The organism is Catenulispora subtropica, assembly GCF_039531675.1.
GTDB lineage: Bacteria > Actinomycetota > Actinomycetes > Streptomycetales > Catenulisporaceae > Catenulispora > Catenulispora subtropica.
The window spans coordinates 1-24,145 of sequence record NZ_BAAAQM010000060.1; the positions used below are offsets into that span (position 1 = coordinate 1).

23 protein-coding genes and 3 tRNA genes are annotated in these 24,145 nt (G+C 71.4%); 16 read left to right on the forward strand and 10 right to left on the reverse strand.

Features of this window, described 5'->3' with window-relative positions; translation table 11 throughout:
• The 3 genes from ABD466_RS36155 to pip form a co-directional block, all read right to left on the reverse strand.
• Window positions 1-317: hypothetical protein (locus ABD466_RS36155; protein ID WP_344661768.1), on the reverse strand; the 317-nt coding region annotated here is incomplete at its 3' end.
• A gap of 122 nt (window positions 318-439) precedes the next feature.
• Window positions 440-1,711 (reverse strand): kynureninase, encoded by a 1,272-nt coding sequence (gene kynU, locus ABD466_RS36160; protein ID WP_344661769.1) that lies wholly within the window; start codon window positions 1,709-1,711, stop codon window positions 440-442.
• Between the two features lie 88 nt (window positions 1,712-1,799).
• Window positions 1,800-2,747, reverse strand: a complete 948-nt coding sequence (gene pip / locus ABD466_RS36165) for a prolyl aminopeptidase (protein ID WP_344661770.1) — start codon at window positions 2,745-2,747, stop codon at window positions 1,800-1,802.
• 9 nt (window positions 2,748-2,756) lie between these two features.
• Here pip and ABD466_RS36170 point away from each other — a divergent pair, with 9 nt between their 5' ends.
• Both ABD466_RS36170 and ABD466_RS36175 read left to right on the forward strand, forming a co-directional pair.
• Entirely contained in the window at window positions 2,757-3,443 is a 687-nt protein-coding gene (locus ABD466_RS36170) for a class I SAM-dependent methyltransferase family protein (protein ID WP_344661771.1), read from the forward strand.
• Window positions 3,444-3,451: 8 nt separating this feature from the next.
• Entirely contained in the window at window positions 3,452-4,327 is an 876-nt protein-coding gene (locus ABD466_RS36175) for a TIGR02452 family protein (protein WP_344661772.1), read from the forward strand.
• On the opposite strand, the gene ABD466_RS36180 is transcribed toward ABD466_RS36175, so the two are convergent.
• Window positions 4,297-4,746: a hypothetical protein gene (locus tag ABD466_RS36180; protein WP_344661773.1), complete on the reverse strand. Its 450-nt coding sequence runs from the start codon at window positions 4,744-4,746 to the stop codon at window positions 4,297-4,299. The genes ABD466_RS36175 and ABD466_RS36180 overlap by 31 nt on opposite strands.
• Window positions 4,747-4,836: 90 nt before the next feature.
• Between ABD466_RS36180 and ABD466_RS36185 the strand changes: the two genes are divergently transcribed.
• Window positions 4,837-5,211, forward strand: coding sequence for a VOC family protein (locus tag ABD466_RS36185; RefSeq protein ID WP_344661774.1), 375 nt, complete (start codon window positions 4,837-4,839; stop codon window positions 5,209-5,211).
• Window positions 5,212-5,291: 80 nt separating this feature from the next.
• Here the strand turns inward: ABD466_RS36185 and ABD466_RS36190 are convergent, their stop codons facing one another.
• Window positions 5,292-6,647, reverse strand: coding sequence for a GH1 family beta-glucosidase (locus ABD466_RS36190; protein ID WP_344661775.1), 1,356 nt, complete (start codon window positions 6,645-6,647; stop codon window positions 5,292-5,294).
• A 70-nt stretch (window positions 6,648-6,717) separates the two neighbouring features.
• On the opposite strand from ABD466_RS36190, the gene ABD466_RS36195 reads away from it, so the two are divergent.
• The 3 genes from ABD466_RS36195 to ABD466_RS36205 all read left to right on the forward strand — a co-directional run bounded on the left by ABD466_RS36195 (window position 6,718) and on the right by ABD466_RS36205 (window position 8,845).
• Window positions 6,718-7,386, forward strand: a complete 669-nt coding sequence (locus ABD466_RS36195; protein ID WP_344661776.1) for a TetR/AcrR family transcriptional regulator — start codon at window positions 6,718-6,720, stop codon at window positions 7,384-7,386.
• 88 nt (window positions 7,387-7,474) lie between these two features.
• Complete coding sequence (locus ABD466_RS36200) at window positions 7,475-8,257, forward strand: DUF2127 domain-containing protein (RefSeq protein ID WP_344661777.1); 783 nt, start codon at window positions 7,475-7,477, stop codon at window positions 8,255-8,257.
• A 174-nt stretch (window positions 8,258-8,431) separates the two neighbouring features.
• Window positions 8,432-8,845, forward strand: a complete 414-nt coding sequence (locus ABD466_RS36205) for a DUF4234 domain-containing protein (protein ID WP_344661778.1) — start codon at window positions 8,432-8,434, stop codon at window positions 8,843-8,845.
• Between the two features lie 82 nt (window positions 8,846-8,927).
• On the opposite strand, the gene ABD466_RS36210 is transcribed toward ABD466_RS36205, so the two are convergent.
• Both ABD466_RS36210 and ABD466_RS36215 read right to left on the reverse strand, forming a co-directional pair.
• Window positions 8,928-9,650 (reverse strand): DUF7158 domain-containing protein, encoded by a 723-nt coding sequence (locus ABD466_RS36210; RefSeq protein ID WP_344661779.1) that lies wholly within the window; start codon window positions 9,648-9,650, stop codon window positions 8,928-8,930.
• On the reverse strand, window positions 9,647-14,029 hold the full coding sequence (locus ABD466_RS36215) for a glycoside hydrolase family 38 N-terminal domain-containing protein (protein ID WP_344661780.1): 4,383 nt from the start codon (window positions 14,027-14,029) through the stop codon (window positions 9,647-9,649). Before ABD466_RS36215 ends, ABD466_RS36210 begins: the two co-directional genes overlap by 4 nt.
• A gap of 62 nt (window positions 14,030-14,091) precedes the next feature.
• On the opposite strand from ABD466_RS36215, the gene ABD466_RS36220 reads away from it, so the two are divergent.
• Genes ABD466_RS36220 through trxA form a run of 3 tightly spaced genes read left to right on the forward strand, consistent with a single transcriptional unit; the run spans window position 14,092 to window position 15,958 of the window.
• On the forward strand, window positions 14,092-15,171 hold the full coding sequence (locus ABD466_RS36220) for a LacI family DNA-binding transcriptional regulator (RefSeq protein WP_344661781.1): 1,080 nt from the start codon (window positions 14,092-14,094) through the stop codon (window positions 15,169-15,171).
• Between the two features lie 4 nt (window positions 15,172-15,175).
• A complete protein-coding gene (locus tag ABD466_RS36225) occupies window positions 15,176-15,523 on the forward strand; it encodes a nucleotide pyrophosphohydrolase (RefSeq protein WP_344661782.1) in 348 nt (115 codons plus the stop codon).
• Window positions 15,524-15,562: 39 nt separating this feature from the next.
• Window positions 15,563-15,958 (forward strand): thioredoxin, encoded by a 396-nt coding sequence (trxA, locus tag ABD466_RS36230; protein WP_344661783.1) that lies wholly within the window; start codon window positions 15,563-15,565, stop codon window positions 15,956-15,958.
• Window positions 15,959-16,132: 174 nt separating this feature from the next.
• On the opposite strand, the gene ABD466_RS36235 is transcribed toward trxA, so the two are convergent.
• Window positions 16,133-17,032 carry a LysR family transcriptional regulator gene (locus tag ABD466_RS36235; protein ID WP_344661784.1) on the reverse strand — a complete coding sequence of 300 codons (900 nt, stop codon included), beginning with the start codon at window positions 17,030-17,032 and terminating at the stop codon, window positions 16,133-16,135.
• Between the two features lie 72 nt (window positions 17,033-17,104).
• Here ABD466_RS36235 and ABD466_RS36240 point away from each other — a divergent pair, with 72 nt between their 5' ends.
• The 7 genes from ABD466_RS36240 (at window position 17,105) to ABD466_RS36270 (ending at window position 22,414) form a co-directional block, all read left to right on the forward strand.
• Window positions 17,105-18,316, forward strand: coding sequence for a YeiH family protein (locus ABD466_RS36240; protein WP_344661785.1), 1,212 nt, complete (start codon window positions 17,105-17,107; stop codon window positions 18,314-18,316).
• Between the two features lie 16 nt (window positions 18,317-18,332).
• A complete protein-coding gene (locus tag ABD466_RS36245) occupies window positions 18,333-19,127 on the forward strand; it encodes a fumarylacetoacetate hydrolase family protein (RefSeq protein ID WP_344661786.1) in 795 nt (264 codons plus the stop codon).
• Window positions 19,120-20,625, forward strand: a complete 1,506-nt coding sequence (gene gltX / locus ABD466_RS36250) for a glutamate--tRNA ligase (RefSeq protein WP_344661787.1) — start codon at window positions 19,120-19,122, stop codon at window positions 20,623-20,625. The genes ABD466_RS36245 and gltX overlap by 8 nt, the downstream gene beginning before the upstream one ends.
• A 125-nt stretch (window positions 20,626-20,750) precedes the next feature.
• Window positions 20,751-20,822 (forward strand) — tRNA-Gln (locus ABD466_RS36255).
• A gap of 122 nt (window positions 20,823-20,944) precedes the next feature.
• A complete protein-coding gene (locus ABD466_RS36260; protein WP_344661788.1) occupies window positions 20,945-21,766 on the forward strand; it encodes a hypothetical protein in 822 nt (273 codons plus the stop codon).
• Between the two features lie 149 nt (window positions 21,767-21,915).
• Window positions 21,916-21,988 (forward strand) — tRNA-Glu (locus ABD466_RS36265).
• Between the two features lie 353 nt (window positions 21,989-22,341).
• A tRNA-Glu gene (locus ABD466_RS36270) sits at window positions 22,342-22,414 on the forward strand.
• 69 nt (window positions 22,415-22,483) lie between these two features.
• On the opposite strand, the gene ABD466_RS36275 is transcribed toward ABD466_RS36270, so the two are convergent.
• Together ABD466_RS36275 and ABD466_RS36280 are read right to left on the reverse strand one after the other, a co-directional pair.
• Window positions 22,484-23,026 (reverse strand): hypothetical protein, encoded by a 543-nt coding sequence (locus tag ABD466_RS36275; RefSeq protein ID WP_344661789.1) that lies wholly within the window; start codon window positions 23,024-23,026, stop codon window positions 22,484-22,486.
• Window positions 23,027-23,158: 132 nt separating this feature from the next.
• Window positions 23,159-24,091: an NADP-dependent oxidoreductase gene (locus tag ABD466_RS36280; protein WP_344661790.1), complete on the reverse strand. Its 933-nt coding sequence runs from the start codon at window positions 24,089-24,091 to the stop codon at window positions 23,159-23,161.
• Between the last annotated feature and the right edge of the window lie 54 nt (window positions 24,092-24,145).

Sequence of the window (24,145 nt, forward strand, 5' to 3'; positions counted from 1 at the left end):
CACGACCCGACCACCCCCGGGAAGCCGCGCCAGTTCCCCGAGGGAGCCGAGGCCCCCGCCGGAGGCGCCGGCTCTTCATCACAGCTCTTGCTCTTGCCCTTGGCCTTGCTGTTGCTCTTGCCCTTGCTCTTGCCCTTGGCCTTGCTGTTGCTCTTGGCCTTGCTCTTGCCCTTGGCCTTGCTGTTGCTCTTGCCCTTGCTCTTGCTCTCGCTCTTGCTCTCGCTCTCGCCGATCCGATCCGGACCGGACCCGAAGAGGCCCGACCGGCGGCGGGGTCGTGAACACCACAACCGGCAGCCGACCCCGCCACCCGCCACCCAGACCCCCGAGCGTCAACACCATGCCGGAGGTCGTAATAAGCCTTTGATCTTCAGCTCACAACCCAAACCGCACGCTGCAAGGCCAACCCATGGCCCCACAAGCCGGCAGCGCCGGAAGATCAGGTCACGTCGGTCCGCGTCGGGTCCACCTGCTCGTACGCCCTGGTCTCCACGATCCGCCGCATCGCGTCGAACGCGTCCCACACGTCCACGAACCGCGTCGTGGCCGGCGCCATGCCGAGCCGCACCCGGTCCGGCGTCCGGAAGTCGGGGACGACGTCGTGCTGCTCGATCAGCGCGCGGCAGATGCGGTACGCCTCCGGATGCCGCACCGAGACGTGGCTGCCGCGCACCGCGGCGTCCCGCGGGCTGCCGAGCGTGAACCCGAGCGGCGCCAGCCACGCGTCGAACAGTCCGATGGCGAACTCGGTGAGCGCCACGCCCTTGTCGCGCAGCGGCTTGATGCCGGCCGAGGCCAGCACGCGCGCGCCGGCGTCCACCAGCGACACCCCGACCACCTGCGGCGTGCCGACGAGGAACCGGGTGGCGCTGGGCACCGGGTCGTAGCCCTGCCCCATCGCGAACTGGTCGCGCTGCCCGTACCAGCCCCAGATCGGCTGCCGCAGGTCCTCGATGAGCGACCGGTTCACGTAGAGGAACGCGGGCGAGCCGGGTCCACCGTTCAGGTACTTGTAGGTGCAGCCGACGGCCAGGTCGGTGCCGGTGGCGTCGAGTTCGATCGGCACCGCGCCCGCCGAGTGGCACAGGTCCCACAGCACCAGCGCCCCGGCCTCGTGCACGACCTGGTTCACGGCCCCGAGGTCGGCCAGTGCCGCCGACCGGTAGTCGACCTGCGACAGCGACACCAGCGCCGTGCGCTCGTCCACGACCGCCCGCACCTGCTCCGCGGTCGGGCCGAGCAGCTCGTCGAACTCGACCAGCTTCAGCTCCAGCCCGCGCGCGGCCGCCAGCCCCTCCAGGACGTAGCGGTCGGTCGGGAAGTTGTTGAGGTCGCTGACGATGACGTCGCGCCCGGGCCGCGCGTCCAGGGCCGCCGAGGCGAGCTTGTAGAGGTTGACCGACGTGGAGTCGGACACCACGACCTGGCCGGGCGCCGCGCCGAGGAACTGCTCGCCGAGGAAGTCGCCGACCACTTGCGGCAGCGTCTGCCACCGCTCGTTCCACGAGCGGATCAGCCGGGTTCCCCACTCCCCGGCGACCACCTCCTCCACGCGGGCGAGCGAGGCTTTGGACAGCCGGCCCAGCGAGTTGCCGTCGAGGTAGATCAGCGAGTCGTCGGGGATGACGAACTCGGAGCGGAGCGCGGCCAGCGGGTCGGCGGCGTCACGGCGTTCGGCTTCGGAACGTGGGGTGAGGGGGGTGTTCGGCACATGATCAGCGTAGGCGAGGCCGGGCCCGGTGCCCAGAGGGCCGGGGCACCGGGTCCGGCGGGTCGTGGCACCGTCCGCGACGGGCCGGCTACCGCTTCGCGAACTCCGCCGTCACCTGGTTCAGGATGCGGCCCATCTCCTGGCTGCCGGTGTGGCCCGAGTCCTCGATGACGTACAGCGTCGCGTCCGGCCACGCCTGCGCGATCTGCCACGCGGTGTAGACCGGGCTGCCGAGGTCGTGGCGGCCGTGGACCAGCGCCGCGGGGATGCCGTGCAGCTTGTGGATGTCGCGCAGGATCTGGCCGTCCTCCAGCCAGGCCTTGTTGCTGAAGTAGTGCGCACAGATACGGACGAACGCCAGTCGTGCGTCGTCGACGCGAGCGCTGTACGCGCCGGGGGTGCCGTTGGACTCCAGAGAGATCACGGCGTCCTCCCACGTCATCCACTCGGCCGCGGCCGCCTCCTGGACCGCGCGGTCGGGGCTCGCGAGCAGCCGGCCGTAGGCGGCCAGCAGCTGGAACACGTCGCCGTCGCGGTCTTCCTCCGGCACGTGGTTGCGGAACCGGTCCTGGGCCTCGGGGAAGAAGCGCCCGACGCCGCGGTAGAGCCACTCCGTCTCCTCCGGCCGCGTCATCGTGACCGCCGGGATGATCATCTCCGTGACGCGTTCGGGGTGCTTCTCGGCGTAGGCCAGGGCGAGGGTGGCACCCCATGAGCCGCCCTTCACGAGCCACTTCTCGATCCCGAGGTGCTCGCGCAGCATCTCGATGTCGGCGAGCAGATGCGCGGTGGTGTTCAGCGACATGTCGGTGTTCGGGTCGCTGGCGTGCGGTGTGCTCTGGCCGCAGCCGCGCTGATCGAAACGGATCACGTGCCACGCCTCGGGATCCCACGCCTTGGTCGGGCCGACGACGGAACCGGAGCCCGGACCGCCGTGCAGGTTCACCGCGGGCTTGCCGTCCGGGTTCCCGAGCTTCTCGTAGTAGATGCGGTTCCCGTCGCCGGTGTCGAGAAATCCGGTGGCGTATGGACTCATGGGAGGGTATTGATCAGCCATGACGCGATCGTAGGACAGGGGAAGGCGATCATGACGGGATTAAGAGACTGGAAGCCGTGGTTCGCGGCCTACGATGATCCGGCATCGCCGCTGGCCAGCCGCCTGGCCGTGGTGCGCGACGGCATCAGCCGCGCACTCCGTGAAACGGCGCCCGGGCCCATCAGGATCCTGAGCCTGTGTGCCGGTGAGGGCCGGGACGTGATCCCCGTCGTCGCCGCGCACCCGCGCCGCGCCGACGTCACCGCGCGGCTCGTGGAGTTCGATCCGGAGATCGCCGACGTCGCGCGGCGTGCGGTGGCCGAAGCCGGGCTCGCGGACGCCTTCGACGTCGTCACCGGCGACGCGGCCGACCCGGCGCGCTTCGCCGGCTTCGGCCCGGCCGACCTGCTTCTGCTGTGCGGGATCTTCGGCAACATCTCCGACGCCGACATCGCGCACACGGTCGCGAACGCCGCCGGGCTGACCGCGCGCCACGGCACCGTGATCTGGACCCGGCACCGTCGCGAACCGAACCTCGTGCCGTCGATCCACGGCTGGTTCGCTGAAGCCGGTTTCACCAGCCTGTGGGAGTCCGATCCGGCGCTGCCGGAGTCGATCTACGTCGCCGGGCATCGTCAGGACCGCGATCCGGCACCGCTCCGAGGCGACGCCAAGCTTTTCACCTTCATCAAGTAGAGAGCAGCATGGGGATCCACCAAGGCGTCAGCCGGTCCAACGAGGCGATCATCGCCGCCGGCTTCTATACCAACCAACGCGGCCACCGCGTCGAGCTGGGCGCGGATGTCGCAGCATCCTGCCAGGGAACGCGTTCCTACAACCCGAGCCAGACGCAGCGGCTGTTCAACGACGAGGCGTACAACGCCGGCGACGCCGAGCGGCACGTCACAGAGTTCGAAGTCACGGACGAGACCAGCACCCAGGCCGGGCAGCGCCTGGTCCTCGACGAGGGCGAGCAGTACGTCGCCATCTTGAACTTCGCCTCCGCGCGCAACCCGGGCGGCGGCTACCTCGGCGGCGCGCGGGCGCAGGAGGAGGACCTCTGCCGCAGCTCCGCGCTCTACACGACACTGCTGGAGGCCCGTGACTACTACGACGCCCATCGGCAGGACCGCGACACCCGCTACAGCCACCGCGTCATCTACTCCCCCGACGTCCCGGTCTACCGCGACAACGACACACGGCTGCTCGACGAGCCGTACTACGTCTCGTACCTGACCTCCCCGGCCCCGAACGCCGGCGCCCTGGCCCGGCACGAGCCGGGCGCGGCCGGCGAACTAGAAGGGCTCATCACGGAGCGCGCCGGCCGTGTGCTGGCCGTCGCCGCGCACCATGAGGTCAGGGCCCTGGTGCTCGGCGCATGGGGCTGCGGGGTGTTCCGCAACGATCCGACGATGGTGGCCAGGGCGTTCCGCGGGCATCTCACGGGCGGCGGCGCCTTCGAGGGCCGCTTCCCCCGCGTCGTGTTCGCGGTCTACGACAGATCACGGGAGCAGGCGACGTTGCGGGCGTTCCGGGACGTCTTCGCGGCTCAGGTGAACGGCACGGCGACCACGTCCTGAAGGGCGCCCCAGGTCAGGTTCATACGCCAGCAGCCGGGCTGCGGGACCGAGACGGTCCACGGGTAGATCTCCCCGGGCCCGGAGTCCGGCGGTACCGGCGTGAAGGTGACCGTGGACTGGGGCTGGGCAAGCGCGGCCCGGATCTGGAGCGGGTTCCCGTCCCGCGGGGTCCTCACGATCCACAGGATCTTGTCGGTCTCCCCCGACTTCAGTGGATCGCTGAACAACATGCCCACCACATAGCCGTTCGCGCCCGCCACCCACCTCATGCCCGCAGGTGGGTTGGCCGCGCCGGTCCAGGCCGGCGGTTGGTCGGAGTGGATGGTTTCAGCGGTGCACGCGACCGGCTTCGGGGAGGCCGAATCGGTCGTACAAGCCGTCAGGGGGACCAGGGACAGGATCAGCAGCGATCTGCGCATCAGAAACACCTCCGCCGCCGATACACCGCCCGGCGTACGGGGGTTCCCATGAGTGGGCGCGGGTCAGCGGCCCATGCCAGGGTGGGCCGCATGGACTTCAAACTCGAGCTCGTCCCGGTGCCGGTGACCGACGTGGACCGCGCCAAGGACTTCTACGAGCGCCAGATGGGCTTCCACGTCGACCACGACGTCTCGTTCGGCACCGACTTCCGGGTGGTCCAGGTGACGCCGCCCGGGTCCGCGTGCTCGATCGCGTTCGGCAAGGGCGTGGTCGACACCCCGCCCGGCTCGATCAAGATGCTGCACCTGGTGGTCGACGACATCGAGGCCGCGCGCGACGCGCTGGTCGGGCGCGGCGTCGCCGTCGACGCGGTGGAGAAGATGTCCGCCGAGGGCCGGCCCGACGTGTTCTACGCGCGGTTCGCCGACCCCGACGGCAACACCTGGACGTTGCAGAGCCGGTGAGGCGGCCTGCGTCCGTCCGCTTCCATCCGCCCCCGTCCGCCCCCGTCTGCGTCCGTCCGCTTCCGTCCGCTCCGTCCGCCTCAGCCTCGCCGGAGCTCGGCGAGGCGGTCGCGGAGCCAGTGGTAGGAGTCCTTGGGCGTGCGGACCTGCGTCCGGTGGTCGACATGGACCAGGCCGAAACGCTGGGTGAAGCCCTCGGCCCACTCGAAGTTGTCGATCAGGGTCCAGGTCAGGTAGCCGCGCACGTCGACCCCGGCGGCCATGGCCTGGGCCAGGGCCCTGATGTGCCCGTCCAGGAACGCGACCCGTTCCGGGTCCGCGACCCGGCCGTCGACCGCCTTGTCGTCCACCGAGGTGCCGTTCTCGGTGATGTAGACCGGCGGCAGCGCCGAACCGTAGCGGCCGGCCAGACCGACCAGCAGCTCGCGCAGACCGTCCGGGACCACCGGCCAGTCGAAGGCGCTGCGCGGCACGCCCTCGATCGGCACGTCCTGGAACGGCAGGCCGTGCTCCGGGCCGGGCGCGGCGATCCGGGTGGGGTTGTAGTAGTTGACGCCGAGGCCGTCCAGAGGCGCGGAGATGACCTTCAGGTCGCCGTCGCGGACCACTCCACCGAGGTCCGGCCCGGCGCCATACGCCGACAGGTCGGGGTAGCGGCCCAACAGGATGGGGTCGTTGAACAAGCGGTTGTGGAGAGCGTCGTAGGCGTCGGCGGCGACGCGGTCCTCCGGGGCGGAACTGGCGGGCCAGACCGGCGTGCAGTTGTTGGCGATCAGCACCCGCGCCGCGCCGGATGATCGCAGGGCGCTGACGGCCAGACCGTGCGCGAGCAGCTGGTGGTGCGCGACCGGGATGGCGTCCGTCATGAGGGTGCGGCCCGGGGCGTGGACACCGAAGGCGTAGCCGTAGGCCAGGTGGATGAAGGGCTCGTTGAGCGTGATCCAGTGCTCGACGCGGTCGGCGAGGCGGTCGGCCACGAGCGCCGCGTACTCGGCGAAGCGGTACGCGGTGTCGCGCGCGAGCCAGCCGTCGCGGTCCTCCAGGGCCTGCGGCAGGTCCCAGTGGAACAGGGTCGGGAAGGGCGTGATCCCCTTCTCCAGCAAGGCGTCCACGAGGCGGTCGTAGAAGGCGAGGCCCGCCGCGTTGGCCGGGCCGGAGCCGTCGGGCTGGATCCGGGTCCAGGCGATCGAGAAGCGGTAGGCGTTGGCGCCGAGGCCCGCCATCAAGTCGATGTCCTCGGCGTAGCGGTGGTAGTGGTCGCACGCCACGTCGCCGGTCTGGCCCTCGCGGATGACGCCGGGCCGCCGCACGAAGGTGTCCCAGATCGAGACGCCCTTGCCGTCTTCGGCGGCCGCCCCCTCGATCTGGTAGGCCGAGGTCGAGGTGCCCCAGTGGAAGTCGGCGGGGAAGGGCGGGAGCGGGGTGTGGTCGGTCACTGCGGGGCCACCTCCGGGCAGGGCTTAACATGAGTCATCCTCAGGTTAGCGGGCGGAGGAGAATAGGGGAATGGAGACCACGACCGAGAGCGCGGCGTCCGGCGCGGCGGGCCTGCGGCGCCGGCCGATGCAGCGGCGCAGCGCCGAACGCTACGAACGGATCCTCAACGTGTGCGCCGAGCTGCTCGACGAAGTCGGGTTCGCCGGGCTCACCACCACGGCCGTGGCGAAGCGCGCCGAGGTGCCGATCGGGACCGTGTACCAGTTCTTCGCCGACAAGAGCGCGCTGGTCCACGCGCTGGCCGCCCGGAACCTGCAGAACTTTCTGGACCGGCTGGTGCGCCGCTACGGGGAGACGCCGCCGGGCTCGGTCGAGGACGTCGTGGACATCGCCATCGACGAGTTCGTGGACATGCGGCGCACCCTGCCCGGGTTCGGGGTGCTGGACTTCGGGGCCGGCAGCAAGTGGTCCGAGGCCGACCCGCGCGACCTGTATCTGCTGGACGACTCGGTCGAGAACAACACGGCGGTGGCGCGGCGCCTGCGGACGCTGACGCCGTTCCTGGCCTCCTCGGACGCCGGCGAGGACCAGGTGGAGCTGGCGCTGCGGGTGGCGATGGAGGCCGCGGACGCGGTGCTGCAACTGGCGTTCCGGAGCGACCCGGACGGGGACGCGGGGCTGATCGCGGAGTGCAAGAAGCTACTGGTCGCCTACTTGGGTCAGTACTACGTGGGCTGATGTCAGGCTGATGGTCTGTGCCGGACGGCGTACGCCCGGTTCGCCCGCTTCGCTCGTGTTCTGATTCCTCGCGTATATCGTGACGGATATGAACGAAAAGCGGCACCGCTTCGACTGGAGCCTGCTGGGCTGTGCGCTGAGCGGGCACGTGCTCTACGCGCCGGACGAGGCGGCGCTGCGGGGGCGGCTGACGGCGCGGACGCCCGGCGGGACGACGTGGCGGTGTCTGCGGTGCGCGGACTTCGTCCCGGTGCCGGACGGGACGAAGCCGCCCTCGGGCCCGGCGCGGGACGCGCCGTTGGTGAAGCGGGGCGCGGAGATGCGTGACGCGGTCCTGCTGCGGTTCTTCGCTGTGGAGCGGTGGGTTCGCGGCGCGCTGCTGCTGGCGGCTGCGTACGTGGTGCACCGGTTCGAGGGCCGGCAGGACGAGCTGCGGCAGGCGTTCGACCAGGCGGCGCCGGTGGTGAAGCAGGTGTTCGGCAAGGCCGGGTTCGACCTGCAGCACTCGAAGACACTGGAGCTGCTGCAGAAGGCGGTGGACGCGAAACCGACCACGCTGACGTGGATCGTGACGGCGCTGATCGCCTACGCGGCGGTCGAGGTGGTCGAGGGTGTCGGGCTGTGGCTGCTGAAGCGGTGGGGCGAGTACTTCGCTTTCGTGGCCACGGGGATGTTCCTGCCGCTGGAGGTGTACGAGCTGGCGCACCGCGTGAGTCCGCTGAAGCTGGTGACGTTCGCCCTGAACCTGCTGCTGGTCGTGTATCTGGTGTGGACGAAGCGGTTGTTCGGCCTGCGCGGCGGGAAGCGGGCGTACGAGGCGCAGCGACATGCCGAGTCGCTGCTGGAGGTGGAGCGGGCCGCGGCGGGCTGACCGTCCATCCGTTGCTCAGGGACGGATCAGACTACTAGCAACGATCGGCGAGGTGCGGGAGTTCCCCCAACCTCATGGACATTTCCGTGAAGCGCTGGACACGTGACGTCGAAGTGCGCGATGATCCCTCGGCGCGCAGCTCAGCGCGTTTTCATGGGAGGGGTCCTTTTCGATATGCAGGGTAAGATCGGCAAGAAGCGCAGTCCGTTTGCCGTGTGGGGGCTGACCCTTATCACGTTCGGTATCTACGGCCTCGTGTGGTGGTTCAAGGGCAACCGCGAGACGCATGACTTCGACAACAGCATCCAGGTGAACCCGGGTCTGGCCGTCCTCGCGCTGTTCGGGTTCTACATCGGCGCCTTCATCACCGTTTTCAACACCGGCAAGCGCATCAGCCGGGCGCAGGCGGCGGCCGGCATTCAGCCGTCGTGCAGCGGTGGGATCGGCATTCTGCTGATGTTCGTTCTGGGCACGCATTCCGCCTACTACCAGAGCCAGCTGAACAAGATCTGGGACAGCTACCCCGGCGCGACCGAGGGCACCATCGTTCCGCTCCGCGGCGCGGGCGCCCCGGCCTACGCGGGCTGATCCGGCCTGATCGCCCCGTCCCTCCCCCCGGTTACGACACCGGGTGGGAGGGACGACGTGTCTTCGGCCGCGGAACGCGCGGCTAGTGCCGGTGGGTGTTGTCGGGCTGCGACGGATCGCCGGGATGCTCGAAGCCCTCGACGTGGGTGACGAGCGCGCGCCGCCGCTGGTCGAGCCACCGGTTGAAGGCGGCGAGGCGCGCCGGGTCGCCGCCGCTGAGGCCCGGCCGCGGATCGGCCCGGACCTCGGTGGCGGTGACGGTGGCGAAATGCCATCCGATGCCGGAGCGCACCGGCCCGACGCGGATGCCGGTCGGCATCGCCCGCAGTTCGGCGGCGAGCGTGGTCGGGAGGTCGGCGAGGGTGGTCCAGCCGAGCGCGCGGGGACGCGCGGCTTCGGCGGCCAGCGGGGTCGCGCCGACGGCGTGGGTGACGCGGTACCAGGTACGGCGGGGTGCGGGAGGCTCGCTCATCGTGGTCGGCGCCGTGACGAGATCGAACAGCTCTGACATCTCCGGCGCCCTGGACCAGGCGGCCGCGTTGATGGACCCCAGATGCAGCGATTCGGCTTGGCTGAGGACCCGCGGCTCTCGCGCGGATCGGCCGGCGCCCAGCCGTGCCAGCTCCACGCGACACAGTTCCTCGGTCAGCAGAACCTGCGCGGTCCACCGCAGAAACTGCCGGTCCTCCTTACTGCCGACGGCCGGCAGCCGGCCGGCGAACCGCCCGGCGCGCAGCTCCGCGACGCGCTCGTCCAGCCGTTCGCGCGGGATCGGCGCGCCGTCGACCCGGCCTATGACCGTCATCGCACCACCACGGGCACCGCCGCCGTGTACTGCGAGCGGCCGAACCACATCAGCTTCACCATCGCCCACCAGTGGCCGGGAGCCGTGTCGGCGGGGACGGCGACCTCGAACTCGATCTCGTCCTCCGCCCCGGCGTCGAGGCTGAAACCGATCGCATAGGGGCCGATGAAGTCCCAGGTGCCCCATGGGCTGACCGGCATCGCCTCGCCGTCGATGCGGCCGCGCGTGCGGTTGGCCAAGCCCACGCGCAGTGTCGTCCGCTCCCCCGGCGCCAGGGTGACGCCCGGCGTGATGGAGGTGATCTCCAATCCGGTCGGGCGAGCGGTCTCGCTCTTGGTGCCCTGGGTCTGGACGTGGAGTTCGATCTCGGCGCCGGGCGGCGGCGGGGTGAACTCGTCGGCGTCGACCAGGACGCTGACGACGTCCTCCACCACCGTCTCCCCCACTGCCAGCTGCACGCGCACGAAGTACATGCCCGGCTCCACCGCGCCGTCCGGAGGTGTCACCGTCAGCGGGAACACCGTGTGGCCGCCGGGCTCCAGGGCGATCGGGCGCGACTCGGGCTCGACCTGCCAGCCGTCGGGGCCGGCGACCGTGAGCAGCCCTTCGAAGACCGTGTCGGTGTACTGACTCGCCACGGCCACCGTCACCTCGCCCGCGCCCGGGAGCAGCGCCGGGTCGGCGGCCACCGACACCGGCAGGAAGCCCATCGGCGCCGGGCCGCGGTTGTGCAGCCAGTACCGCGCGTACACCGGCTGGGCCGGCTCGTCCGCCCGGCCGAGGACCGGGGCGGCCGCCGGCGAGCCGGAGCCCTGGTGCGGCACCACGATCGCCGTCGAGATCTGCGATCCGGCCAGCTCCACCGAGCCCGCGGCCCGCACCTCGCACCGCAGGCCGCACTCTTCGAGCAGATCGGCGCGGTCGCTGGAGAGCGTGCCGAGCGGGCTGCGCACGGCGACCGTCGCGCCGGTGCCCGTCGCCTCCACCAGGCGCACCGTGAAGCCCAGCTCCGGCGAGGCGTCCAGCGCGGAGCCGACCGCCTCCGGGTTCCCGGCCGGCTTGACCGCCGTCACCTGCGCCGCGCCCTCGGGCGTGACCGAGAGCAGCGAGTGCCGCGGCGGCAGCGGGCCCTGGTGCACCGGCTCGGGCCGGGCCAGCAGCGGCGCCGAGAACGCCGCCCCGGCCGCCACCAGCCCGGCCGCGCGCCAGTCTCCGGGACCGCTGACGAGCGCGTAGTCGAAGTCGTGGGTCCAGTGCTGGAGCTGGAACGCCGAACCGTCCGGCGCACGGCGCAGCGGCGGGTCGAGCCAGACGCCCGACGGCCACCCGGTGCACGAGCGCATCAGCGACAGGTGCAGCGCTCCGGAGGGGTCGACCGCGAATCCGGGCAGCCCGTTGTTGACCAGGCCGACGGTGTGGTCGTCCAGCAGCACCGTGTCGGCGGCGCTGACGGTGACGGCGCGCTGGGAGGCGTCGGCGGCGAACGCCGAACCCGTGTCGCGCACCCCGTGCGCGGTGTCCTCCGGCCGCTCGCCGGCGATGATCAGCACCGGTAGCGCCCGCGCGTCACGCAGATCCGCGTTCGGCACCCACGCCTGCTCCAGCGGGATCGCGGCGGGGATGAAGAAGCACACGTGGCCGTCGCTCTTCATCAGCCACTCGAACTTCTGCCGCACCGTCGCATCACAGCGTTCCAGGATCTCCGCGGTGAGCACATTGGTGTCCGGCCCGCCGATCACGATACGGATGTCCGGAAGGTTCGAGTCCACGTGCAGCCAGCCGTAGCGCGCGCCCTCGGCGGTCGTGGTGGTGGCGGTGACGCCGACGCGGGCCAGGCCCACCACGAGCTCGCGCACCTCGTCGGGGTACCGGTCCGGATCGTCGACCACGACCTCGGCGACGGAGATCGCGACCTTGCCGATGGCGCGGCCCTCGAGGTCGTGGAGGTCCAGGGTCGCGGTGCTGCCGAGCGCGAAGAAGGTGTTGGCCGGGTTGTCGAGCGTCCACGGCGCCACGGCCGCGTCCGAGTCCGGCAGCGCGAAGCCGCGGCCGATGACGGCGCCGGCGACCTCGGAGACGGGACGCGCCCCGGGGAGGTCGACCGGGAACTTCACCCGCAGCAGCCGGTCGGCGCCGGTGAAGTCCAGGACGCGGGTGCGGAAGTCGACGCGGTTCAGGCCGTGGAACAGGGTGATGTGCTGTTCGTACGCGACCTCGCCGACGCTGCCGGTGACGACGTACCGGCGCCCGATCGGCGACTCCTCGGCGCGGACCGAGGCCGCGGGCGCCGCCGCCGAACCGAGAACGGTGCCGTTCGGCACCAGGTGCCAGGGACCCTCGCCGAACTCGGGGTGCTGCGGGTACTCCTCGGAGACGCGCAGTTCGTTGCCGATCTCGCCGGGCTTGAGCAGGCGGCGGCCGGTGCCGAGTTCGACGATGCCGGTCAGGCCGCCGCCGCGCGCGGGGTCGACCGAGATCTCGAAGTATTCGTTGGCGATCGAGGCGGGGAGGTCGGACGTCGTCCGCCAGATCCGGTCCTCCGCTCCGGAGCCGGACACGGGGTCCGCAGCGGGGTCGGGAACGGGAACGAATTCGACGTACCAGATCCGCCACCCCATCGCCGGCACACCGGCGGCCACGAAGGCGACGACCAGCTCCGTCCCGTTCCGGGCTTCCACGACGAACGGCACCCGGGCGCCCTCGTCGTCGATCAGCCGCACGCCCTCGACGCCTTCGCCGGCCGGCACCTCCAGCGTCACCCGCACCAGATCCGTGCGCTCGAACGCGAGGGTGTTGGCCACGGCGATCGTGCCGTCCGCGGCGCCGCCGAGCGTGCGCACGTTCCGGAAGATCGCGGCCAGCGCCGCGTCCCGGGCCTCGGCGGCCAGGTCGTGCGCCTCGCGCCAGCCGGTCACCAGATCGATGTAGACCTGGTCGGACTCGGAGCCGGTGATGGCGTCGTGGTGGGCGCCGTAGGCCAGCTGCCGCCACACCTTGTCGAGCGCGGCGCTCGGGTAGCGGCCGTAGCCGAGCAGGGAGGCGAACGTGGCCAGCTTCTCGGCGTCGGTGGCCGCGGTCTCGGCGGCCCGCTGCGCCTGCTTGGTGTCGATGTACGAGACGTCCTTGCCGGTGTAGACCGGGTTCATGTCGCGGGTCTGCGGACTCGGCTTGACGCCGCGCTCGGCGAGTTCGGCGTGCACCGCGGCGAAGAAGTCGCGCGGCAGGCCGGTGACGAAGCGCGGCCAGACGTAGCGGGCGTTCCAGTCGCGGTGGATCGCGGTGACCCACTTGTTCGGCGGCGTGTAGTCGGTGCCGACCGGCAGCAGGGTGTTGCGGGTCGCAGCGGCCTGCTTCAGGCCCAGGAAGAGCTCGTAGACCTTCTCCTCGGCCTCCTCCAAGGTCACCGAGGAGTCCATCCACCAGCCGGCCGAGTAGTGGTTCGGCATGTAGTGCGTGACGACGCCCTGCCCCGACGGCGAGATCCACTCGAATTCGGCGGGGAACTGCATGTTCTTCACGTCGCCCTGGACGCCGTCGAACTTCGTCAGCATCGGGCCCCACTGGTGGTACGGTCCGCGGGCCCAGGAAGTGGAGGACAGGCCGGCGTCGGCCACCAGGCCCGGGAACTGCGGGTCGTGGCCGAAGACGTCGAGCTGCCAGGCGGTCCGCGGGTCGGCGCCCATGATGTCGCGCTGGTACCCGATGCCGTAGACCAGGTTGCGGATGGTCGTCTCGAGGCCGGTGAGGTTGGTGTTGGGCTCGTTGTAGGTACCGCCCATCACTTCGACGCGGCCGGCGGCGATCAGCTCCCGCAGCAGCGCGCGGTACTGCGGGTAGACGTCCCAGAACGGCTTCAGGTAGTCGACCTCGGCCAGCACGAAGCTGTAGTCGGGGTCGGCGGCGGCGAGATCGAGGTGGGCCTTGACCAGGTGGAAGGCGTTGTTCTCCCAGACCGGCCGGGTGGTGCCGTCGTTGCCCTGCAGTTCCCAGGTCTGGGTGTATCCGGCCTGGGTGTTCCACCAGACCGGGTCGTAGTGGAAGTGCGAGACTAGGTACATGGTCCAGCCGGGCTCGGCGGCGGTGATCGTCACCGGCCGCACGGCGAGCGCGGCGCCGCCGGCGTCGAGCAGGTGGAGCACCGCGTCGAGCGCGTCACCGGGCCGCACGGAGGCGTCGACGGCCATCGGCAGCTCCACGACGGCCTCGCCGTCGCCCGCCGGCACCGTGAGCGTTCCTCGCACCAGCTCACCGAGAAGCGATACAGTCACGGCACCATCCGTGACGGCCCGCTGGAACACGGCCCGGAGGACTTGACGCGGTTCCGCCTCGGTGCCGACGAAAAGCTCCGTCGCCTCCACGGACTTGATCTGGACGGCCACGGCCCCTCCTTGTACCCCACCCGAACGAGCCACTAAAGCGCTAAAGCAGCTGGGAGTCATTAATGCCCACCTCTGGCAGCGGTGTCAACAAGCCTGGTGCCGCACCGGGCCACGAAAAGGCCAAGGGCCGGCTCACCATCGCCGACATCGCGCGCGAGGTCGGGGTGTCGCCGAGCGCGGTCTCCTTCGCGCTCAACGGACGTCCCGGTGTCAGCGAGGCTACCCGGGCGCGGATCCTTCAGGCCGCCGAACGGATGAACTGGCACCCGCACAGCGCGGCCCGGGCCCTGGGCGGTGCCCCGGCCGGCGCGGTCGGCCTGGTGCTGGCCCGGCCGACCCGGACCCTGGGCGCCGAACCGTTCTACGCACAGCTCATCTACGGCATGCAGTCGGTCCTCTCGGCCCGCTCGGTGGCCCTGCTGCTGCAGGTCGTCGACGACACCGAGGCCGAACTGGCGGTGTACCGGCGCTGGGCCGGCGAGCAGCGGGTGGACGGGCTGCTGATCGTGGACCCGCAGACCAAGGACCCGCGCATCGCCGCGGTGGCCGCGCTCGGCGTGCCGGCCATAGTGCTGGGCGGTCACGGCAAGCACGGCGACCTGCCGACCGTGTGGGCCGACGACCGCGAGGCGATGCTGGAGACGGTCCGCTACCTCGCCGCGCTCGGCCACACCCGGATCGCGCACGTCGCCGGCACTCCGGCGTTCCAGCACACCCAGCGCCGCATCAGGGCCCTGAAGGACGCCGCCGGACAGCTCGGCCTGGCCGACACCCAGTCGGTGCCGACCGACTTCAGCGACAGCGAGGGCGCGGCCGTGACCCGGCGCCTGCTGTCCCAGCCGGACGCGCCGACCGCGATCGTGTACGACAGCGACCTGATGGCGGTGGCCGGCCTCGGCGTGGCGACCGAGATGGGCGTGCCGGTCCCCGGTGAGCTGTCCATCGTGTCGTTCGACGACTCGGTGCTGACCCGGGTGGTGCACCCGGCGATCACGGCGCTGTCGCGGGACACCCACGCGCTGGGAGTACAGGTCGCCGAGGCGCTACTGCGGATCGTGGAGGAGCCGGGGACGGTGGCGGACATCAAGGCGGCGACACCCCGGCTCACGGTGCGGGAGAGCACGGCGAAGCCGGGACGGTGAACTGATGGAAGACCTCGACATCGCCACATTGCAGAAGCGGCTGGTCGACTTCGCGGCGGCGCGGGACTGGGAGCGGTTCCACACTCCGAAGAACCTCGCTATGGCCCTGATGGTGGAAGCGTCCGAGCTCGCGGAGATCTTCCAGTGGCTGACGCCGGAGCAGTCCGCTGATGTGATGTCGGACCCTGAGAAGGCTTTTCGGGTCCGGGACGAGGTGGCGGATGTGCTGGCGTATCTGTTGCAGCTGGCGAGCGCCTGCGAGGTCGACGTACTGGCTGCCCTGGCGGACAAGATCGAACGTAATGAACTGCGGTTCCCCATGGGACGTGAGGAGCGGAAGGCACGGGGGTGAAACGGGCAGTCTGGACAGTCCACGCGTAGGGTTGTGCGCATGAGCACTGTGGATCTGACCAAGGACACGTTCGAGAAGACCGTGACCGCCGACGGGATCACGCTGGTCGACTTCTGGGCGGCCTGGTGCGGGCCGTGCCGGCAGTTCGCCCCGATCTACCAGAAGGTGTCCGAGGCCAACCCGGACATCACGTTCGCGAAGGTGGACACCGAGGCGGAGCCCGAGCTCGCCGGCGCCTTCGACATCCGCTCCATCCCCACCCTGATGATCTTCCGCGACGGTGTGATGGTCTACGGCCAGCCCGGCGCGCTGCCGGAGGCGCCGCTGGTCGACCTGATCGGCCAGGCGCGCGCGCTGGACATGGAGGAGGTGCGGCGGCAGATCGCGGAGCACCAGGCCGCCGACGGGCATAAGGGAACTGACTCGGAGGAGTAGGGCCGGGAGGGCCAGGCGGCGGGCCGGGGCCGCGAGAGCTAGGCGGCGGTTCGAGGCCGCGAGAGCCAGGCGGCGGCCCGGGACCGGGAGGTCCGGCTAGGTCCGGCTCAACTCCGCTCAGCGCGGTAAGCCCGGTGGGCTTGGCCCCTTCAGCTCCTTCAGCGCCGCCAGCCCTCAGGCCCGCCCACGCGCCACCTGCACCAGCCACCCGGCGGCGTCGCTCAACTCCCGGCCGCGCGGCCACACGGCGCGCAGCGTCCGCTTCAGGGCGACCTCCTCGGCGACCGGGACCTCGACCAGCCGGCCGGCGGCGACGTCCTCGGCGACCGCCAGCACACTCAGCACCGCCGGACCGGTGCCGGACAGGGCGGCCGAGCGGAGGGGCGCGGTGGCGCCGAGTTCGAGCAGGGGGACGGCGGGTCCGTCGTGGCCGGACAGGGCCGCTTCGAGGACGTCGCGGGTCCCCGAGCCCGGTTCCCGCAGCAGGAGCGGCTCGGCGGCGAGCTGGGCCGCGGTCAGGGGCTGGCGGAGGCGGGCCCAGGGGTGTGCGGGCGCCACGACCACGGCCAGGCGGTCGCGGCCCACCGCCACCGAGTGCAGATCACGCGGCACCCACGGGCCCTCCACGAAGCCGAGGTCGACCTCGGAGGCGCGGAGGGCGGCCACCACCTGGTGGGAGTTGGCAACGGTGAGTCCGACGCGGGTGGCGGGCCGCAGCTGCCGCAGCTCGATGAGCCATTTGGGGACCAAGTGCTCGGCGATGGTGAGGCTGGCGGCGACCGCGAGACGCTCGTCGGCGTGCGTCCGCAGCGCCTCGGCGCCCTCCATCAGCGCCTCGGCCTGCTCCAGGACCCGTCGGGCCCAGTCGGTCACCACGGCGCCCGCACTGGTCAGGCGCGATCCGGAAGGGGTGCGCTCCAGCAGTTTCACGCCCAGACGGCGTTCCAACGTGGCCATCCGCGCCGACGCCGAGGGCTGGCTGATCCCGGCGCGGGCGGCCGCTTTGCCGAGGGAGCCGGTGTCGGCGACCGCGACCAGCAGCTGCAGGGCGTCCAGGTCCGGGAGACGGGGCATAGAGCAAGCCTATGAGGTGTTCGGCGATCGGCGGCTAGCCGGGGGTGCGGTGTCCCGCGAGCCTTGTCCGATGTGGGGAAACATGGTCACGGCCTGACACTTGCGGCCGGTGCGGTGGCGATCGCGTGGGCGGTGAACCGGGTCTGGCCGGCGGTGTCCCCGCTGACCACCGCGGTGGTGCTGGGGGTCGTGGCGGCGAACGTGCTGCCGGACACGGTGCTGGCGGCGGCGCGGCCGGGGTTGCAGGTCGCCGCCAAACGAGTGATGCGGCTCGGCATCGTGCTGCTGGGCTTGCAGCTGGCCCTCGGCGACGTGCTGCACCTGGGCTGGCGCACGCTGGCCTTCGTGGTCGCGGCGGTCTTCGCCACGTTCTTCGGCACCCAGTGGCTCGGCCGCCGCCTCGGGCTCCCCGGCCGCCAGCCGCTGCTGATCGCCACGGGCTTCGCCATCTGCGGCGCGAGCGCCGTCGCGGCGATGGAGGGCGTGACCCGCCGTCCCGGCGCCGACGAGGACGATCCGGACCCGGTGGTGGCGGTGGCGCTGGTGACGCTGTGCGGCTCGCTGGCGATCCTGGTGCTGCCCCTGCTGCGCGGCCCGCTGGGCCTGACCGGCGCCGGCGCCTTCGGCCACTGGGTCGGCGCCTCGGTCCACGACGTCGGCCAGGTCGTCGCCACGGCGGGCGCCGGCGGCCCGGCCGCGGTGAACGGCGCGGTCGTGGTGAAGCTCATGCGGGTGGCGATGCTGGCGCCGATCGTCGCGGGGACGGCGGTGGTGTGGCGCCGCAGGGCCGGCGACGCGCCGGACCCGGGAGCCGGTTCGGGGACGGCGAGGGCGACGGCAACGGCTTTGGTCGGTGCGTCCGCCGCGGGCGGGTCGGGCAGGTTGGGCGGTTCGACCGGCTCGATCGGGTCGGGCGGTTCGACCGGCGCGACCGCTTCGGTCTGCGGGGTCGGCGCGGCCGCTTCGGTCGGCCCGACCAGCCCGACCGGCTCGACCGGCCCGGTCGACACAGCCCCCACCGCCGCACCCCCGCTCCTCCCCCTCTTCGTCGCCGCCTTCCTCGCGATGATCGCCCTCCGCACCACCGGTGTCCTCCCCGCCTCCGTCCTCTCCGCCGCCAAGCAGGTCCAGGACCTTCTCCTCGCCGCCGGCATGTTCGGCCTCGGATCGGGTGTCCGGGTGCGCGAGCTGGGGCGGACCGGGCCGCGGCCGCTGGCGTTGGGGCTGGCGTCGTGGGCGCTGATCGCCGGGGCGGCGTATATCGGCGTCCGGCTCAGTGGGTGACCACTAAAATCGCTGCATGCGCATCGCTAGATTCTCCGTCGACGACGAGGTGAGGTTCGGCATCGTCGAGGGCGAGGGCGACCAGCCCGAGTCCCTCGAGGTGGCCGAGATCCTGGGCCATCCGTTCGGACCGGTCCAGGTCACCCAACGCCGGTGGCCGGTGCCGCGGGTGCGGCTGCTGGCGCCGGTGCTGCCGTCGAAGGTGATCGGCATCGGGCGCAACTACGCCGAGCACGCCGCCGAGCTCGGCAACGCGGCCCCCGGCAAGGGGGACCCGGCCGTGGTCTTCCTCAAGCCCTCGACCTCGGTGGTCGGGCCGTCCGACGCCATCCAGTACCCGCTCGGCGTGTCCGCCGACGTGCAGCACGAGGCGGAGCTGGCGGTGGTGATCGGCCGGATGTGCCGGCAGGTGCCCGCGGCCCGGGTGCCCGAGGTGGTGCTGGGCTACACCTGCGGCAACGACGTGACCGCGCGCGACCTGCAGCGGGCGGAGAACCAGTGGGGCCGGGCGAAGGGCTTCGACACGTTCTGCCCGCTCGGCCCGTGGATCGAGACCGAGCTGGACCCGGCGGACCTGGCGATCACCTGCACGGTCGACGGCGAGCTGAAGCAGGCCGGCCGCACCGCGCAGATGACCCGGTCGGTCGCCGACCTGGTCTCCTACGTCTCCGAGGCGATGACCCTGCTGCCCGGCGACGTGATCCTCACCGGGACGCCGGCCGGCGTCGGGCCGATCGCGGTGGGGCAGCAGGTGACGGTCGGCATCGAAGGCATTGGCAACTTGACGAACCGGGTGGTGGCACGTGACTGACATCTCGACAGCGGTACCCAACGTGGACAAGCCGGTCCGCGTCCGTTTCCCCCCGTCGCCCACCGGCGACCCGCACGTCGGCATGGTGCGCTCCGCGCTGTTCAACTACGCGTTCGCCCGCCACTACGGCGGCACCTTCGTGTTCCGCATCGAGGACACCGACGCCGCGCGCAACACCGACGAGTCCTACAACGCCCTGCTGGCCACCATGCGCTGGATGGGCTTCGCGTGGGACGAGGGCCCGGAGGTCGGCGGGCCGTACGGACCGTACCGGCAGTCCGAGCGGATGGACGTCTACGCGGACATCGCGAAGAAGCTGCACGACGGCGGCTACGCCTACCGCTGCTACTGCACGCAGGAGGAGCTGGACGCCGCCAACGAGCTGGCCAAGGCCGAGAAGCGGGCGCCGGGCTACGCCGGGACCTGCCGGAACCTGACCGCCGAGCAGATCGCGGCGCACGAGGCCGCCGGCCGCACCAGCGTGCTCCGCTTCCGGATGCCCGAGGGCACCCTGGCCTGGAACGACCTGGTCCGCGGCGAGATCTCCTTCGACACCGCGAACGTGCCGGACTACGTGCTGGTCCGCGCCGACGGCTCGCCGCTGTACACGCTGGTCAACCCGGTCGACGACGCGCTGATGCGGATCACGCACGTGCTGCGCGGCGAGGACCTGCTGTCCTCCACCCCGCGCCAGCTGCCGCTGCACGCCGCGCTGATCGAGCTGGGCCTGTCCGAGACCGTGCCGGTGTTCGGGCACCTGCCGTACGTCATGGGCGAGGGCAACAAGAAGCTGTCGAAGCGCGACCCGGAGGCGTCGTTCTCCTTCTACGTGAAGGAGGGCTACCTGCCCGAGGGTCTGCTGAACTACCTGGCGCTGCTGGGCTGGTCCCCGGGCGGCGACAAGGAGTTCTTCTCCCCGGAGGAGATGTACGCGGCGTTCGACGGCAACCGCATCAACGCCAACGCGGCCCGCTTCGACCTGAAGAAGTGCCAGGCGATCAACGGCGACCACGTCCGCGCCCTGGCCCCGGAGGACCTGGCCCGGCGCATCGTGCCGTTCCTGGCCGGACAGGGCCTGGTCACCGAGCCGCCGACGCCGGAGCAGGCCGCCACCCTGGCCGCCGCCGTGCCGCTGATCCAGGAGCGCATGGTCGTGCTCCGCGAGTCGGTGGACATGATCGGCTTCCTGTTCGTGCCCGAGCACGCCTTCACGGTCGACCCCGCCGACGCCGCCAAGTCCCTCGGCGAGGACGCCCACCCGGTCCTGGAGGCGGCCGTCAAGGCGCTTGAGGCGCTGCCGGAGTGGACGACGCAGGCGATCGACACGGCCCTGCGCGAGGCCCTGATCGAGGGCCTGGGTCTGAAGCCGAAGAACGCGTTCACCCCGGTCCGCGTCGCGGTGACCGGTCGCCGCGTGTCGCCCCCGCTGTTCGAGTCGATCGAGCTGCTGGGCCGGGAGAAGACCCTGCGACGGCTGGGCGCGGCGCTGACCGGCTGAGCCCGCCGCGCCACGCCGGAGGCGCCAGCGGGAGGCCTGCTCGAAAGCCGTTTTGGACGAAGGGCGGGCCTCCCGTATAGTTGTCGACGCAACGCCGCGCGGGACAAGATCGACCGGGTGGCCGTTGGGGTATGGTGTAATTGGCAACACGACTGATTCTGGTTCAGTTATTCTAGGTTCGAGTCCTGGTACCCCAGCTTGTGAGAGCGGATCCCGTAAGGGGTCCGCTTTTCTGCTTCCAGTGCCCTGCCACGCTACTCACCGGTCATTGAGTACCCGTACTCTCCTCGCCGGCGCCGCCGGGCCCCAGGCTGGAGGCATGAAGAAGTACTGGGAGCAGTTCCTGGGCCTGGCCGTGTTCGCCGGCCTCATCGCCCTGATCGCCTCCTTCGTGCATGTTCCGGGCCGGACGCTGCTGAACGTCGGTCTCGGGGCCCTGAGCCTCTACTGGCTGCTGATCATCACCACCGTCCCGTGGAACCTGTACTTCAGGGCGCGGCAGGTGCGGCATGAGATGGCCGCCTCGCGGGAGCGGCACATCGTGGTGCCGGCCGAGCGGGAGGCCGAGGTGCGGCGGTGGGAGCGGCGGCTGCTGTGGCTGGCGCTGGCCGGACACGTGGTGTCCGCGGCCGTGGTGGCCGTGATCACCTGGGCTTCGGGCCACGTCCTGGGCTACTACTTCGCTGCGTTCTACCTGCTCAGTTGCGCGATCCGGCCGGCGGCGGCGTATCTGGGCTACGTGCGGGCGCGGATCGCCAGCCTGCTGAAGGAGACGAAGTACCCGCGCGACGACGTGATCGACCTCACCACCAGGCTGGCCACGCTCAGCGCCGAGGTCGAGGTGCTGCGCACGCACGCCGCCCACACCGAGGAGCAGATGTTCCGGGACCTGGACAGTGTGCGGAACGACCAGCGGGGCGCCGAGGCCCGGCTGCGGACCGACATCAGGGCCGCCCGGGAGGCCGCCGACGCCGATCGCACGGACCTGCGCGCCCGCGTCGAGCAGGCCGAACACCGGATGGCCGCGGTGGCGCGGCACTTCGACCAGGCCGTCGACGGCCTCAGCGACCAGCGCGAACTGCTCAGCGGCATCCGCGCCTTCGTCCGCCTGGTGCGCACCGACGCCGCCGCGGCCGACTGACCGCGGGGGCGGGGCTCCGCTCGGGCCCCACCCGGGCCGAGCCCCGTCTCCGCACAGGCCGCCACGCCCGCGATTTGGGCGAACCCCGGCCATCGCCTAAGATGAGACCCGCTGCCGACCGCACTGAGCTGTCCGGCGGCACTGCTAGGGGCCCCGTTGTGTAGCGGCCTAGCACGCTGCCCTCTCAAGGCAGTAGCGCGGGTTCGAATCCCGTCGGGGCTACCGAGGATGAGGGCTCGCACGTACGCGTGCGAGCCCTCGTTTCTGTTGTCTCAGAACCTTGACTGGCCTGGACCGATGTCACCGCCGCGGCCCGTTGCGGATCAGCTGGAACTTCAACTACTACACGGCGGGCATCGACCTTCTCGACGCCCCGGTCTGGTGGCGAGCGCCGCGGCCGTCTCGTGGAAGTCCGCTCCGCGCTCCGCGACCGGCCCTGTCCGAGGCGCTGATCGGCGCCGCGTGATGCTGATCACGGCCGCCCCGCGCCCTGGTTAATGCGGGATGAGCGGTGCCCGAAGTGCGCTATGCTTTCCAGGTCGCCAGGCGCTCCGAGCGCTGAAGCGGCTGCTAGGGGCCCCGTTGTGTAGCGGCCTAGCACGCTGCCCTCTCAAGGCAGTAGCGCGGGTTCGAATCCCGTCGGGGCTACTTGTGAAGACCAGGACAGACTTTGTCTGACCTGGTCTTTTTGTGTGCCCGCGGGCGCGGGATCGGTGGCTACCAGCCGAGCGCGACGTCGTACCGGCTGTCGGTCATGTGCAGCAGACCGCCCTTCTCCAGGCGCAGGGTGACCGTGTTGTCGAACCAGCCCTTGGTGTTGGAGGCCCAGTAGGGGCGGCCGTCGGCGTCGTAGGCGACGAGGTTGCCGTCGTACTGCATGGCGAGCCAGCCGGGCTTGGCGAAGCGGTTCGTGGCCATCTCGACGCGGTCGATGCGGTACCAGACCCCGTCGAACATGTCGTTGCCGCCGTAGACGTAGTGGTATTCGACGAGGTTGCCGTCGCTCTGGAGTATCAGGAAGCTGTCGCTGCCGTTGGTGACCACGTTCGACGGCATGTCCTCGCGGAAGAAGATTCCGCCCACGTGGAACTGGTCGTCGGACGGGGCCAGGCAGCCGCCGGTGGGGATGTAGCTCAGCTCCTGGGTGTAACTGTTGCAGCCGTGGGAGTCGGCGGCGTGCGCCGACGTCGCGGTGCCGGTCGCGAGGCCGAGAGCGGCGACCGCCGTCGCCAGGGCCGCGGTGATGCGCTTGGTCCGCATGGGGCGGAGTCCTTTCTGATCGGTGCGGCGGGCGCCGTGTGTGCCCGCCGCGACCAGGACACCGCGTGGTGATCGATGGGTGATCTCCGGGCGATTGACTTCGATGGACAGACCGTTGTCCGCATCAGCCGCTTACGGGATCAGGACGCCCTTGCCCCGGGCGCCGCCGAGGGCGAGGAGTTCGTGGGCCTTGGCCGCTTCCTCCAGCGGAAGCTCCCACTCGACGTGGACCCGCAGCCGGCCGGTCTCGACGAGGTGCGCGAGAGCCGCCAGATTCGCCGCGGACGGCCGAACGGAGACGGTGAGCAGGCGGACCTGGCGCTCGGCCGCCTCCTCCTCGGTGACGCCGGGGTTGTGGGCGACCACGGTGACCAGGCGGCCCCCGGGGCGCACGGTGCGGAGCGTCCGCCAGCCGTACTCGCCGCCGACCAGGTCGATCGCCACGTCGAAGGCGGCGGGGGTCTGGGCGAAGTCCTGCTCGGTGTAGTCGATGACTTCGTCGGCGCCGAGGGAGCGGACGAAGGCGTGGTTCTCCGGGCGGGCGGTCACGGTCACATGGGCCTCGCGGGCCTTGGCGATCTGGACGGCGAGGTGGCCGACGCCGCCGGCCGCGGCGTGGATCAGGACGCGGTCGCCGGCGTCGACGCGCCCCAGCTCCACCACGGCCTGCCAGGCGGTCAGGCCGGCCAGCGGCAGGGCGCCGGCCTCGGCCGCGGACAGCGCGGCGGGCGTGCGGGCGAGGTGGTTCTGGGGCACGACGGCGTACTCGGCGTGGGTGCCGGCCGGGCGGGGGAACAGCGGGAGGCCGAACACCTCGTCGCCGACGGCGAACCGGGTGACGTCCGGGCCCACCGCCTCGACCACGCCGGCCAGGTCCCAGCCGGGCACCGCCGGCGGAGTGGCGACCAGCCCGAAGTAGCCGGCGCGGGTCGCGAGGTCGACCGGGTTCACACCGGCGGCCCGGACCCGCACCAGGACCTCGGCGGCGCCGGGCACCGGGCGCTCGACGTCGGCCGGGACCAGGACCTCGGGGCCGCCGAAGGAGTCAAGGGTGATGGCACGCATGGGAGCCTCCAGGGAGTGCAATTTAGTTGCTGTGCGGACTGTTGCTTGCGCAAA